Origin of the sequence: Amycolatopsis sp. CA-128772 (assembly GCF_002904295.1) — a bacterium.
Lineage (GTDB): Bacteria > Actinomycetota > Actinomycetes > Mycobacteriales > Pseudonocardiaceae > Amycolatopsis.
This window is the reverse complement of sequence record NZ_PPHG01000075.1, coordinates 260,085-273,115: the sequence shown is the minus strand read 5'-3', so window position 1 is coordinate 273,115 and position 13,031 is coordinate 260,085. Positions and strand designations below refer to the sequence as shown.

Below are 13,031 nucleotides of genomic sequence, written 5' to 3'. Positions count from 1 at the left end.
CTTCACACCTCCCCGCGCCGCCGTTCCCTGAGCGCGCGGACCCGCCCCCGGCTCGCACAGGCCGGCGAAGGACACCACCGCCGCCGCCCGCCGGGATCCGCGAACACACCCCGGCAGTCCTGCTCCGGACACGCCCGCAAGTCCTCCCTCAGCGGCCCGGTCAGCCAGTCCGCCGCCTGGTGCGCCAGGCGGCCCAGCGCGTCGGCGGCCGTCGCCGGGGCGCTGCGGTGGAGCCGGTCGAGGGCCGCCAGGTGGACCGGCTCGGGCCCGAGGAACGCCGTCAGCGGGCTCACCTGGTCCGCCCGCGGCGGGATTCCGTCCACCGCGCCCAAGGCGAGTTCGCGCAGGACTTCCCGAAGCCGGTGGGCCGTGCGCAGGTCGGCGTCCGTGACCGGGGTCAGCGGCATCAGTTCGGACAGCGCCAGCCACTCGCGCAGCCGCTCGGCCGTCGGCAGGCGCTCGACCGGCTGCGCGCCGAAGTGGCGGCCGCGGGTGGCCAGCAGGTTGAGCCAGGGTGCGCCCATGTCGAGGCGGAAGTCTTCGGACACCTCGCCATCGTAACGGCTGAGGCGTTACACTCGCCCTCGTGACTGGGGAAGCCAAGGTCCGCACGGTGCTGGGTGACATCGAGCCGGCCGCACTCGGCGTGACGAACTCGCACGACCACCTCTTCTTCGCCTCGAAACTGCTGCCCGGCCAAGAGCTCGACGATCCGGCCGAAGCCGCCCACGCGCTGCTCGAGTTCAAGACGCGGGGCGGCGCCGCGCTCGTCCAGTGGACGCCGTACGGCCTGACCCGGCGGACCCGCGAGCTCGCCTGGATGTCGGAGGAGGTCGGCGTGCACGTGGTCGCCGCCACCGGCCTGCACCGCGCGGAGCACTACAACCCGGCCATCCTCGGCCGGGTCGTCGACGGCCTGGTGAAGGAGTTCGTCGCCGACCTGACCGAAGGCACCCAGCCCGCCGACCTGCCCGACGAGCCGCGGACCGGCCCGCGCGCCGGGCTGGTCAAGGTAGCCGGCGCCTTCCACACGATCGACTCGCACGCCCGGCTGACGATGACCGCCGCCGCGGTCGCGCACCAGGAGACCGGGGCGCCGATCGCCGTGCACCTCGAACTGGGTACGGCGGCCCTGGAGACGGTCGACCTGCTCTGCGGCAAGCTCGATGTTTCACCCGGAAAGGTGATCCTCGGGCACCTGAACCGGAACCCCGACCCGCGACTGCAGCGAGCGGTCGCCGAGACCGGCGTGTTCCTCGGCTTCGACGGTTCGTCCCGGGCCAACCACGCCACCGACTGGCGGCTCTTCGACGGCCTGGAAGCGCTCGTCGAGGCCGGGCACGGCGGGCAGATCCTGCTCGGCGGCGACACCACGACGGCCGCGGCCCGGTGGCAGCCGGGCGCGTCCTACCTGCTCACCACGCTCGCCCCGCGGCTGACCGAGCTGCTCGGCGGCGACGTCGTCACCGCCATGCTGGTGGCGAATCCCGCGCGGGCGTTCGCCACCAGCTGGCGGAGCTGACTCAGCGCAGGCCGAAGCCTTCCTGCCCGCCACCGCGGCCGCGGCGGCGCAGGTAGCGCTCGAACTCGGCGGCGATCTTGTCGCCGCTGACGTCCTGCTCCGCGACCTCGCTCTGGGCGTCACCGCGCTCCTCGAGGCTGCGGACGTACTCGCTGATCTCCTCGTCCTCGTCGGCCATCTCGCTGACCGTGCGCTGCCACTCCTCGGACTGCTCCGGCAGCGCGCCCAGCGGGATCTCGACGTCGAGGATGTCCTCCAGCTTGTGCAGCAGCGCCAGGGTCGCCTTCGGAGACGGCGGGTGCGACACGTAGTGCGGCACCGCGGCCCAGATCGACACGGCCGGGATGCCCGCCTGCACGCAGTAGTCCTGCAGGATCCCGACGATGCCGGTCGGGCCCTGGTAGTTGTTCAGGTCGAGCCCGTAGAGCGACGCGGTGTCCTTGTCGTACGCCGTCCCGGTGACCGGGACCGGCCGGGTGTGGGCGGTGTCGGCGAGCAGCGCACCGAGCGTCACGACCGTCGCGACGTCGAGCTGCTTGATGTGCTCCAGCAGCTCCGCGCAGAACGCCCGCCAGCGCATGTTCGGCTCGGGGCCCTGCACGAGGACGACGTCGCGGTCGAACCCGGCGGGCCGGCACACCGACAGCGTCGTGGTCGGCCAGTCCACCCGGCGAGTGACGCCGTCCACCATCCGGACGGTCGGGCGGCTGACCTGGAAGTCGTAGTAGTCGTCGGGCTCCAGCTCGGCCAGCGGCGTGGCGTCCCAGTTCAGCTGCAGGTGTTCGACCGCCCGGCTGGCCGCGTCACCCGCGTCGTTCCAGCCTTCGAAGGCGACGACCATCAAGGGCCGGGTGGGTTCGGTGCGGTCGCCGGGCGGCCGCGGGGTCTCGTCGACGGGCTCACTCACCGGACCAGCCTACGACCACCGGCCTTACGCTGTTCAGCATGTCCGACCGCCTGTCGTCCCCGTTCCTCGAAGCCCTCCGCACACGCGTCCTGGTGGCCGACGGGGCGATGGGCACCGCCCTGCAGGCCCACGACCTGAGCCTGGACGACTTCGCCGGCCTCGAGGGCTGCAACGAGATCCTCAACGTCACCCGGCCCGACGTGGTCCGCTCGGTGCACCGCGGGTACCTGGAGGCGGGCGCCGACGCCGTCGAGACCAACACCTTCGGGGCCAATTTCGCCAACTTCGCCGAGTACGACATCACCGAGCGGATCTTCGAACTCGCCGAGGCCGGCGCCCGGCTGGCCCGCGAGACGGCCGACGAATTCGCCACGCCGGACCGCCCGCGGTTCGTCCTCGGCTCGGTCGGGCCGGGCACGAAGCTCCCGACCCTCGGCCACGCGCCGTTCACCACCCTGCGTGACGCCTACCGCGAGGAGGTCCGCGGCCTCCTGGCCGGCGGCGCCGACGCGGTGATCGTCGAGACCACCCAGGACATCCTGCAGACGAAGGCGTCGATCATCGGCGCCAAGCGTGCGATGGCCGCCGAAGGCCGGCACGTGCCCATCCTCGCTTCGATCACCGTCGAAACGACCGGCACCATGCTGCTCGGCACCGAGGTCGGCGCCGCGCTGGCCGCGCTCGAACCGCTCGGCATCGACGTCATCGGCCTCAACTGCGCCACCGGGCCGGCCGAGATGAGCGAGCACCTGCGCCAGCTGGCCAAGCACGCCCGGGTGCCGTTGTCGGTGCTGCCGAACGCCGGCCTCCCGGAGCTCGGCCCGGACGGCGCGGTCTACCCGCTCGGCCCGGAAGCCCTGGTCGAGGCGCTGACCGGGTTCGTCCGCGAGTTCGGCGTCGGCCTGGTCGGCGGCTGCTGCGGCACGACCGACGAGCACATCCGGCAGCTCGCCGCGGCCGTCGCGGACACCGCACCGGTCCCGCGGCGGCCGCGCCCCGAGCCCGGCGTGGCGTCGCTCTACCAGGCGGTGCCGTTCAAGCAGGACGCCAGCGTGCTGATGATCGGCGAGCGCACCAACGCCAACGGCTCGAAGGCGTTCCGCACCGCGATGCTCGAAGGCCGCTGGGACGACTGCGTCGAGATCGCCCGCGAACAGACCCGCGACGGCGCCCACCTCCTGGACCTGTGCGTCGACTACGTCGGCCGAGACGGCACCGCGGACATGGCCGAGCTGGCCGGGCGCCTGGCCACCGCGTCGACGCTGCCGATCATGCTCGACTCCACCGAGGTCGCCGTGCTGGAGGCGGGCCTGCAGCGGCTCGGCGGCCGGTGCGCGGTCAACTCCGTCAACTACGAGGACGGCGACGGCCCGGAATCCCGGTTCACCCAGGTCATGGCGCTGGTCAGCGAGTACGGCGCCGCCGTCGTCGCGCTGACCATCGACGAAGAAGGCCAGGCGCGGACCGCGGCCAAGAAGGCCGATATCGCGACCCGGCTCATCGGGGACATCACCGGGAACTGGGGCCTGCGCACCTCCGACATCATCGTCGACGCGCTGACCTTCACCATCGCCACCGGCCAGGAGGAGTCCCGCCGCGACGGCATCGAGACGATCGAGGCCATCCGCGAGATCAAACGCCGTCACCCCGAGGTCCAGACCACGCTCGGCCTGTCGAACATCTCCTTCGGGCTCAACCCGGCCGCGCGGCAGGTGCTCAACTCGGTGTTCCTGCACGAGTGCGTCCAGGCCGGGCTCGACACCGCGATCGTGCACGCGTCGAAGATCCTGCCGATGGCCCGCATCCCGGACGACCAGCGCGCGGTCGCCCTCGACCTCGTCTACGACCGCCGCCGCGAGGGCTACGACCCGCTGCAGGAGCTGATGGCCCTGTTCGAGGGCGTCAGCGCGGCCTCGTCCAAAGCTTCGCGCGCCGAAGAACTGGCCGCGTTGCCACTGTTCGAGCGGCTGGAACGCCGGATCGTCGACGGCGAGCGCACCGGTCTCACCGAAGACCTCGACGCGGCTCTCGAACAGCGGCCCGCCCTGCAGATCATCAACGACACGCTGCTGTCCGGGATGAAGACGGTCGGCGAGCTGTTCGGGTCCGGGCAGATGCAGCTGCCGTTCGTGCTGCAGTCCGCCGAAGTCATGAAGGCCGCCGTCGCCCACCTCGAACCGCACATGGAGAAGGGCGACGACGCCGGCAAGGGCCGGATCGTGCTGGCCACCGTGCGCGGCGACGTCCACGACATCGGCAAGAACCTCGTCGACATCATCCTGACCAACAACGGCTACGAGGTGGTCAACCTCGGCATCAAGCAGCCGATCACGACCATCCTGGACGCGGCCGGCGAGCACGCCGCCGACGCGATCGGGATGTCCGGGCTGCTGGTCAAGTCCACGGTGATCATGAAGGAGAACCTCCAGGAGATGAACTCCCGGGGCGTCTCCGCGCGCTGGCCGGTGCTGCTCGGCGGCGCCGCCCTCACCCGGTCCTATGTGGAGAACGACCTGACCGAGCTCTACCTCGGCGACGTCCGCTACGCGCGGGACGCCTTCGAGGGCCTGCGGCTGATGGACGCGATCATGGCCGCCAAGCGCGGCGAATCGCCGCTGGTGGACGCGGACGCGGAGAAGAAGCGCCAGGAGCGCAAGGAACGCCGCGAACGCTCGCTGCGGATCGCCGAGGCGCGCAAAGCCCGCGCCGAAGAGGAAACTTCCGAAGGACCGCCGCCCGCGCGTTCCGGCGTCGCCACCGACGTCCCGGTGCCGAGCCCGCCGTTCTGGGGCTCGCGGGTGGTCAAGGGCGTCGCGCTCGCCGACTACGCCGCGATGCTCGACGAGCGCGCGACCTTCATGGGCCAGTGGGGCCTCAAAGGCGCCCGCGGCGGCGCCGGGCCGACGTACGACGAACTCGTCGAATCCGAAGGCCGGCCGCGGCTGCGGTACTGGCTCGACCGGCTGACCGCCGACGGCGTGCTGGCCCACGCGGCCGTCGTCTACGGCTACTTCCCGTGCGTCGCCGAGGGCGACGACCTCGTCGTGCTCACCGAGCCCGCGCCCGGCGCGCCGGAGCGGCTGCGCTTCACCTTCCCGCGCCAGCGCCGCGACCGGCGGCTCTGCCTGGCCGACTTCTACCGCCCCCGCGAGTCCGGTGAGGTGGACGTCGTGCCGTTCACGGTCGTGACCATGGGGCAGCCCATCGCCGACTACGCGAACGAGCTGTTCGCCGCCGACGCTTACCGCGACTACCTCGAAGTCCACGGCCTCGGCGTCCAGCTCACCGAGGCGCTGGCCGAGTACTGGCACCGCCGCATCCGGGGAGAGCTGACCTTCCCCGGCGGTGTGGCGGTCGCCTCAGAGGACCCCGAGGACATCGAGGACTTCTTCAAGCTCGGCTACCGTGGGGCGAGGTTCTCCCTGGGCTACGGCGCCTGTCCCGACCTCGAAGACCGGGCGAAGATCGTCGCCCTCCTCGAGCCGGGCCGGATCGGCGTCAAGCTGTCCGAGGAGTACCAGCTGCACCCCGAGCAGTCGACCGACGCGATCGTCTGCCACCACTCGGAAGCCAAGTACTTCAACACCTGACCTGGAGGAGATCCACTGTGGACGGACTCGACGCCGTGTTGTGGGACATGGACGGCACGCTCGTCGATTCCGAGAAGCTGTGGGACGTCGCCCTCTACGAGACGGCGGAATTCCTCGGCGGCAAGCTTTCCGAAGAGCAGCGGATGACGCTCGTCGGGTCCAACATGGACGACACCTCGGCGTACCTGCTCGAGGTGGTCGGCCTTACGGTGACCCCCGAGGCGGTCGCGTCGACCGGCGAGGAGATCCGGCGCCGCACGGCCGGGCTGTTCGACGACGAGCTGCCGTGGCGCCCGGGCGCGCGCGAGGCGTTGACGGCGGTGCGCGAAGCCGGCCTGCGTTCGGCGCTGGTCACCTCCACCGAACGCGAGCTGACCGAGCTGGCACTGAACACGATCGGCCGGGACTTCTTCGACGTCACCGTGTGCGGCGACGAGGTCGAGGGCCTCAACAAGCCGCACCCGCGCCCGTACCTCAAGGCGGCGGAGCTGCTCGGCGTCGCGCCCGAGCGGTGCGTCGCGGTCGAGGACTCGCCGCCGGGCACGGCGTCCGCCGTCGCGGCGGGCTGCACGGTGCTGGTGATCCCGAACGACGTCCAGGTCGACGCGGGGGAGCGGCGCGTGTTCCGCGACTCCCTGGCCGGCATCGACGTGCCGGCGCTGGCGGCGCTGCTCGGCTGACCACGACCACGTCGCTTTTCCGCTAGCCCGGGGTGGCCCGGGTCCGCGATGCTGGCGTGGTGCATGAGGACTTCGAGCGGTGCGTACGGGTCGTGCAGGCGAAGGACGCCCGGTTCGACGGGTGGTTCTACTGCGCGGTCCTGACCACCCGGATCTACTGCCGGCCCAGCTGCCCGGTGGTGCCGCCCAAGCGGCAGAACATGAGCTTCCACCCGAGCGCCGCGGCCGCCCAGCAGGCCGGGTTCCGGGCCTGCAAACGCTGCCGTCCCGACGCCAGCCCGGGCTCGCCGCTGTGGAACGAGCGCGCTGACCTCGTCGCGCGGGCGATGCGGCTGATCGGCGACGGCGTCGTCGACACCGAAGGCGTCCGCGGCCTCGCCGCCCGGCTCGGCTACAGCGTCCGGCAGGTCGAACGCCAGGTGTTCGCCGAACTCGGCGCCGGCCCGCTCGCCTTGGCGCGGGCGCAGCGCGCGCAGACCGCGCGGACCCTGATCGAGACGACCACCCTGCCGATGACCGAGCTGGCCCTGGCCTCCGGGTTCGGCAGCATCCGGACGTTCAACGACACCGTCCGCGAGGTGTTCGCCCTCTCGCCGACCGAGCTGCGGCAGCGCGCCAAGGGCCGGCCCACCGGCGCCGCCGGGGCGCTCGTCCTGCGGCTGCCGTACCGGAGGCCGTTGTGCCCGGACAACCTCTTCGGGCACCTGGTGGCGACCGGCGTGCCGGGCGTGGAGGAGTGGCGGGACGGCGCCTACCGGCGGACGCTGCGGCTGCCGCACGGCCACGGTGTCGTCGCGCTGCGGCCCGAGGACGGTCACATCGCCTGCCGGCTCACCCTCGCCGATCTGCGCGACCTGCCGGCCGCCACCAGCCGGTGCCGCCGCCTGCTCGACCTCGACGCCGACCCGGTCGCCGTCGACGACCAGCTCGCCACCGATCCGCTGCTCGCTCCGCTGGTGGCGGCCGCACCCGGCCGCCGCGTCCCGCGCACGGTCGACGGCGCCGAGTTCGCCGTGCGGGCCGTGCTGGGCCAGCAGGTGTCGACGGCGGCGGCCCGCACCCACGCGGCCCGGCTCGTCGTCGCGCACGGCGAACCGGTCGACGACCCCGAAGGCGGCCTGACCCACCTGTTCCCGTCGCCCGAGGCGCTCGCTTCGCTGGACCCCGAAACCCTCGCCATGCCGCGCACCCGCCGTCGCACCCTGCTCACGCTGGTCGCGGCGTTGACGGACGGCCTGGACCTCGGCGCGGGCAGCGACTGGGAGGCGACCCGGGCGGCGCTGGCCGCGTTGCCCGGGTTCGGGCCGTGGACCGTCGAAAGCATCGCGATGCGCGCGCTCGGCGACCCGGACGCCTTCCTCCCCACCGACCTCGGCATCAAGTACGCGGCGGAGACCCTCGGCCTCGGCGGCCAGGCGGCGATCGTCGCCCGCTCCGCCGCGTGGCGCCCCTGGCGCGCCTACGCCACCCAGCACCTGTGGGCCACCGGCGACCACGCGATCAACCGGATGCCCGCGGCTTGAGACAGGAGAACCCATGCGAACCCACGTCGTCGTCGACAGCCCGTTCGGCCCGTTGACGCTGGTCGCCGAGCGCGACGCGCTCTGCGGCCTCTACATGGTCGACCAGCGTCACCGGCCGGCCGAGCCGACGTTCGGCGCTGCCGATCCGGGCGGAGACATCTTCGCCCGCGCCGAAACCGAGCTGAAGGAGTACTTCGCCGGGCAGCGCCACGAGTTCGAGGTGCCGCTGGCCTTCGCGGGCACGCCGTTCCAGCAGCTGGTCTGGGCGGAGCTGCGCAAGATCCCGTACGGCACGACGATCTCCTACGGCCAGCTGGCCGACCGGCTGGGCAAGCCGGCGGCGTCGCGCGCGGTGGGGCTGGCCAACGGCAAGAACCCGATCGGCATCATCGTCCCGTGCCACCGGGTGGTCGGCTCGAACGGCTCCCTCACCGGCTACGGCGGCGGGCTGGAACGCAAGCGGTACCTGCTGGACTTCGAGCAGGGCGCGCTGTTCTGAGGGATGCTCGCGGAGGACGGCGGCAGCCGGGTCGCGCGGCGGCCGGTGAGGTGTGCGCACGCTGGCTGGAGGCCATGCCCGCACTCCCGCGCCCGCCCCGCACCCCGCACCTCGCGGCCGGCACTCCGCACTCCCGCACCTCCGCATCCCGCACCTCGCGGCCGGCACCTCGCACCTCCGCACTCCGCATCTCGCACCTCGCGGCCGGCACGGCGTCGGGTTCCTCTTGCCCATCCCGCGCCTGCACCCCGCGCCGTGCCCGGCCCGACTGCCGTCCCTTCGCCCGGCCGGATCCCAGCCCATGGGAACCAGCGTCCACGGCAGTGTGAGATGGGCAGCACCCCCGGCGGGGCGAGGCGGCGGCGCCGGGTGCGGGATGGAAGGATTCCGCACCGTGAAGACCTTCGATGAGCTGTTCGCGGAGCTTGCCGAGCGCGCGCGTACCCGTCCGGACTCCTCCGGCACCGTCGTCGCCCTTGATGCCGGGGTGCACGCCCAGGGCAAGAAGGTGCTCGAGGAAGCCGGTGAGGTGTGGATCGCCGCCGAGCACGAGTCCGATGAGCGCCTTGCCGAGGAGATCTCCCAGCTGCTGTACCGGGTGCAGGTGCTGATGCTCGGCCGCGGCCTGTCGACCGAGGACGTCTACCGCTACCTGTGACGGGTCGCTCTGACAACAGCGCTCTGACAACGAGGAGAGAAGCGAAATGCTGCGTGTTGCCGTGCCGAACAAGGGAGCCCTCGCCGCCGCGGCGACGGAGATGCTCGGCGAGGCGGGCTACCGCAAGCGGCATGAGCAGCGCGACCTGACCGTGCTCGACCACGTCAACGAGGTCGAGTTCTTCTTCCTGCGCCCCAAGGACATCGCCATCTACGTCGGCTCCGGCGAGCTCGACCTCGGGATCACCGGCCGCGACCTCGCGCTCGACTCCGGAGCCCCGGTGGAGGAGGTCCAGGCGCTCGGCTTCGGCGGTTCGACGTTCCGCTACGCCGCCCCGGCGGGCCGGGACTGGAAGCCGGCGGACCTGCACGGCAAGCGGCTGGCGACGTCGTACCCGCGGCTGGTCCGCGACGACCTCGCCCGCCACGGCGTCGAGGCCGAGGTGATCCGCCTCGACGGCGCGGTCGAGATCTCGATCCAGCTCGGGGTCGCGGACGCGATCGCCGACGTCGTCGAGTCCGGCCGGTCGCTGCGGCAGAACAACCTGGTGGCCTTCGGCGACCCGATCTGCGTGTCGGAGGCCGTGCTGCTGCAGCGCCGCGGCACCGAGCAGAGCAAGGCGAAGTCGCAGCTGGCCGCGCGGCTGCGCGGGGTCGTGTTCGCGCAGCAGTACATGATGCTGGACTACGACTGCCCGCGCACCCTGGTGGAGCGCGCGATCGCGATCACGCCGGGCCTGGAGTCGCCGACGGTCGCCCCGCTGGCCGACGACGACTGGGTGGCCGTGCGCGCGATGGTGTCGCGCAAGAAGGTCAACCTCGTCATGGACGAGCTCGCCGAGGTCGGGGCGAAGGCGATCCTGGCGTCGGACATCCGGTCCTGCCGCCTCTGACCCGCACCCGTCGTGAGTGGTGAGGCGGGTTCCGGCCCGCCGCGACCACTCACGACCGGGGACGGTTGGGCTTCTTCGGCAGCAGGTCGTAGAGGCCCTTGCGGGCGCCGTTGTCGTTGACGTTGCGGGCCACCGCCACCTCCGAGATGAAGTCCTCGAAGACGAACTCCTCGTCGGCCGGGACCACCGCCGGGGCCGCGTTCTGCTCCAGGTGGCTGTCGAGCGTGTCCGCGATCTCGCGGAAGGACAGCGCCTGCAACGTCTCCGGCGCGTACGTCGTCACCGGGACGCCGTGCGCCGCCGCCTCGTTCATCACCACACCCAGCGGCAGGTGCGACAGCATCGGGATGCCGAAGTCGTACATCTCCTGCAGCGCCGCGGCCGCGTAGTGCGAGATCGGCCGCCGGTACAGGCTCGGCACCAGGCCGAACCACGACAGCGGCTGCCGCCCGACGGTCTGCTCGACGTACCGGACCTGGTCGGCCAGCAGCCGCAGCGCGCGGATGCTCGTCTTGTCCGGCTGGACCGGCACCAGGATGCCGTGCGACGCCGCCAGCGCGTTGTTCGTCAGCACGTCCAGCGCGGGCGGGCAGTCGATGATGCAGTGGTCGTAGTTGGCGAACTGGATGACCCGCGCCAGCTGCCAGCCGGGGACGCGGAACGAGTCGAGCCGCCGGATCAGGTCGAACATCCCCGGCGACGTCGGCACCACGTCGAGCGCGCCGCCGCGGCCGAGGTTGCTGCGCGGGTGCGGCACGACGATTTCCTCGATCGGGCCCTTCCACGTCTTGGCCAGCGCCTTCGCCAGGCTCGGCTGGTCCGCGGCGACCTCGGACAGCCCGAGCATCTCGGTCGTCGCGTGGCCCTGCGGGTCGAGGTCGACCAGCAGCACCCGCCGGCCCCGCTCGGCCAGTGCGGCCGCGGTGCCGACGCTCAGTGAGGTCTTGCCGACCCCGCCTTTCTGGTTGACCACCGAGGTGATCTGCATGCCGGAGCGCTCCTCAAGTCGGTCGTTCCGCGAAGGTTATTGGATGCGGGCCCGTTGTGGGTGGCTATCCGCCCCCGGCCTGTCGCGGCCGGACCATCAGCGCCTGCGCGCCGGTGGCCACCGGGCCGTCGCCGTCGTGCAGGATGCTCGTCGCCGTGCCGATGCCGTGCCGGCCGACCAGCGTGACCGCGTCCATGCCGATCCACTCGCCGGCCGGGAGCCGCCGCAGGTGCACGGTGAGCTCGGAGTTGATGAACCACCACTGCCGCGGGTCGAGGTAGTTGGACACGCCGCTGGCGGAGTCGGCGACGGCGAACAGCCGCTGCAGCCCGCTCGGCTCTTCGCCGTCGACCAGCGGGACGCGCTGACGGGCCCACACCGCCGCCGGGCCGGACACGTCCATGCCGCCGCGCACCGCCCGCCACTCGACCGCGTCGAGGTAGCCGCCGTGCCAGCCCTCCGGCCACTGCGACTCTTCGACGCTGCCGGGCCCGGGCAGCAGGGGACCGGCGTCGGTGCCGACCTCCGCCGTGTCGGACGTCGCGATCCGCCACGCCGACGCGCGCGCCACGACGCGCTCGGCGCTCGCCAGCTCGGCCTGCAGCAGCTCGACCGACCGGCCGGGCCGCTCGATCCGCGCCCGCACGGCGAGTTCGGCGACCGGCGCCGGGCCGAGGATCTCGACGGTCACCCGCGCCAGCTCCGCCGGGTGGCCGGATTCGACGGTTTCGAGGGCCCGCACCAGCAACGCCGCGGGCGGGCCGAAGTGCTGGGCGTCCGGGGTCCACGGGCCGGTGGTGTGCGCGGTCGCGGAGAACCGGCCGTCGCCGAGCGGGACGTAGAAGGCGTCGGCCATCAGTCGGCCCGGTCCAGCGGCGTCTCGTCGCCCGCGTCGGGCTCCGGCCACCCGGGGTACGCGGGCGGCGTGCCGCCGTACTCGGGGCAGTGCGCCTGGTGGTCGCACCAGTTGCACAGCTTGCTCTTGTTCGCCCGGAAGTCGCCGGTCTTGCCCGCCTTGAGGATCGCCTGCCAGATGGCTTCCAGCGTGCGCTCGAAGCGCAGCAGCTCGGCTTCGTCGGGGGTGTAAGCGAGCGACTGGCCGTCGGTGAGGTACATCAGCTTCAGCTGGCGGGGCACGATCCCGCGCAGCCGCCACAGCACCACGGCGTAGAACTTCATCTGGAACATCGCCTTGGCCTCGCCGATTTCGCGCGGCGCGGCGCCGGTCTTGTAGTCGACGACCCGGATCTCGCCGGTCGGGGCGACGTCGAGCCGGTCGATGTAGCCGCGCAGCAGCACGCCGGAGCCGAGCTCGATCTCGACGTGCAGCTCGCACGCCTCGGGTTCGAGCCGCCGCGGGTCCTCCAGCTCGAAGTAGGCGTCCAGGAGCTTCTCGGCCGAGCGGAGCCAGTCGGCGTGCTCTTCGGGCTTTCCGCCGTCGAACAGCTCGGTCCACTCCGGACGGTCCGTGGACAGGTCGGCCCAGGCCGGGCCGAGCAGCTCCCGCGCCTGCGCCGGAACGCGTTCGGCGGCGGGCAGCGCGAACAGCCGCTCCAGGACGGAGTGCACGAGCGTGCCGCGCAGCTGGGCCTTCGTCGGGACCTCGGGCAGCCGGTCGACCGCGCGGAACCGGTAGAGCAACGGGCACTGCTTGAAGTCGCTGGCCCGTGACGGCGACAACGCGGGCCGCCGCCGCACCCGGGTGGCGACGGCGGAGGCTGGGGAGTCCGTGGTGACAGTGTCGGCGTCGGGCATGGGCAGAGCGTAACGCC

General features: G+C 72.4%; 12 protein-coding genes. 7 read left to right on the top strand and 5 right to left on the bottom strand.

The annotated features are described in order from the left end of the window. Positions 1-2: 2 nt before the first annotated feature. A complete protein-coding gene (locus tag C2L59_RS29940) occupies positions 3-548 on the bottom strand; it encodes an ABATE domain-containing protein (RefSeq protein WP_103352857.1) in 546 nt (181 codons plus the stop codon). A gap of 38 nt (positions 549-586) precedes the next feature. Between C2L59_RS29940 and C2L59_RS29935 the strand changes: the two genes are divergently transcribed. Further along, positions 587-1,522 (top strand): phosphotriesterase, encoded by a 936-nt coding sequence (locus tag C2L59_RS29935; RefSeq protein ID WP_233223771.1) that lies wholly within the window; start codon positions 587-589, stop codon positions 1,520-1,522. A 1-nt stretch (position 1,523) separates the two neighbouring features. Here the strand turns inward: C2L59_RS29935 and C2L59_RS29930 are convergent, their stop codons facing one another. Then, positions 1,524-2,429 (bottom strand): PAC2 family protein, encoded by a 906-nt coding sequence (locus tag C2L59_RS29930; protein ID WP_103352855.1) that lies wholly within the window; start codon positions 2,427-2,429, stop codon positions 1,524-1,526. A gap of 38 nt (positions 2,430-2,467) precedes the next feature. Between C2L59_RS29930 and metH the strand changes: the two genes are divergently transcribed. The 6 genes from metH to hisG all read left to right on the top strand — a co-directional run bounded on the left by metH (position 2,468) and on the right by hisG (position 10,271). Next, positions 2,468-6,019 carry a methionine synthase gene (gene metH / locus C2L59_RS29925; protein WP_103352854.1) on the top strand — a complete coding sequence of 1,184 codons (3,552 nt, stop codon included), beginning with the start codon at positions 2,468-2,470 and terminating at the stop codon, positions 6,017-6,019. A 17-nt stretch (positions 6,020-6,036) separates the two neighbouring features. Further along, positions 6,037-6,699 (top strand): HAD family phosphatase, encoded by a 663-nt coding sequence (locus tag C2L59_RS29920; RefSeq protein WP_103352853.1) that lies wholly within the window; start codon positions 6,037-6,039, stop codon positions 6,697-6,699. Between the two features lie 59 nt (positions 6,700-6,758). Beyond that, positions 6,759-8,222, top strand: a complete 1,464-nt coding sequence (locus C2L59_RS29915; RefSeq protein ID WP_103352977.1) for an AlkA N-terminal domain-containing protein — start codon at positions 6,759-6,761, stop codon at positions 8,220-8,222. A 13-nt stretch (positions 8,223-8,235) separates the two neighbouring features. Beyond that, positions 8,236-8,721 (top strand): methylated-DNA--[protein]-cysteine S-methyltransferase, encoded by a 486-nt coding sequence (locus C2L59_RS29910; protein ID WP_103352852.1) that lies wholly within the window; start codon positions 8,236-8,238, stop codon positions 8,719-8,721. Between the two features lie 394 nt (positions 8,722-9,115). After that, positions 9,116-9,379, top strand: a complete 264-nt coding sequence (locus C2L59_RS29905; RefSeq protein ID WP_103352976.1) for a phosphoribosyl-ATP diphosphatase — start codon at positions 9,116-9,118, stop codon at positions 9,377-9,379. A 46-nt stretch (positions 9,380-9,425) separates the two neighbouring features. Continuing rightward, positions 9,426-10,271, top strand: coding sequence for an ATP phosphoribosyltransferase (gene hisG / locus C2L59_RS29900; protein ID WP_103352851.1), 846 nt, complete (start codon positions 9,426-9,428; stop codon positions 10,269-10,271). Positions 10,272-10,320: 49 nt separating this feature from the next. Here the strand turns inward: hisG and C2L59_RS29895 are convergent, their stop codons facing one another. The 3 genes from C2L59_RS29895 to C2L59_RS29885 form a co-directional block, all read right to left on the bottom strand. Next, positions 10,321-11,259, bottom strand: coding sequence for a ParA family protein (locus C2L59_RS29895; protein ID WP_103352850.1), 939 nt, complete (start codon positions 11,257-11,259; stop codon positions 10,321-10,323). A 64-nt stretch (positions 11,260-11,323) separates the two neighbouring features. After that, complete coding sequence (locus C2L59_RS29890; RefSeq protein WP_103352849.1) at positions 11,324-12,115, bottom strand: thioesterase family protein; 792 nt, start codon at positions 12,113-12,115, stop codon at positions 11,324-11,326. Next, a complete protein-coding gene (locus C2L59_RS29885) occupies positions 12,115-13,014 on the bottom strand; it encodes a RecB family exonuclease (protein WP_103352848.1) in 900 nt (299 codons plus the stop codon). Before C2L59_RS29885 ends, C2L59_RS29890 begins: the two co-directional genes overlap by 1 nt. Positions 13,015-13,031: the final 17 nt, after the last annotated feature.

What these genes read in the sequence shown, in the direction of transcription:
- metH (WP_103352854.1), top strand. Translation starts at nt 2,468, where the DNA reads ATGTCCGACCGCCTGTCGTCCCCGTTCCTCGAAGCCCTCCGCACACGC.
- C2L59_RS29910 (WP_103352852.1), top strand. Translation starts at nt 8,236, where the DNA reads ATGCGAACCCACGTCGTCGTCGACAGCCCGTTCGGCCCGTTGACGCTG.
- hisG (WP_103352851.1), top strand. Translation starts at nt 9,426, where the DNA reads ATGCTGCGTGTTGCCGTGCCGAACAAGGGAGCCCTCGCCGCCGCGGCG.
- C2L59_RS29895 (WP_103352850.1), bottom strand. Translation starts at nt 11,259, where the DNA reads ATGCAGATCACCTCGGTGGTCAACCAGAAAGGCGGGGTCGGCAAGACC.
- C2L59_RS29890 (WP_103352849.1), bottom strand. Translation starts at nt 12,115, where the DNA reads ATGGCCGACGCCTTCTACGTCCCGCTCGGCGACGGCCGGTTCTCCGCG.
- C2L59_RS29885 (WP_103352848.1), bottom strand. Translation starts at nt 13,014, where the DNA reads ATGCCCGACGCCGACACTGTCACCACGGACTCCCCAGCCTCCGCCGTC.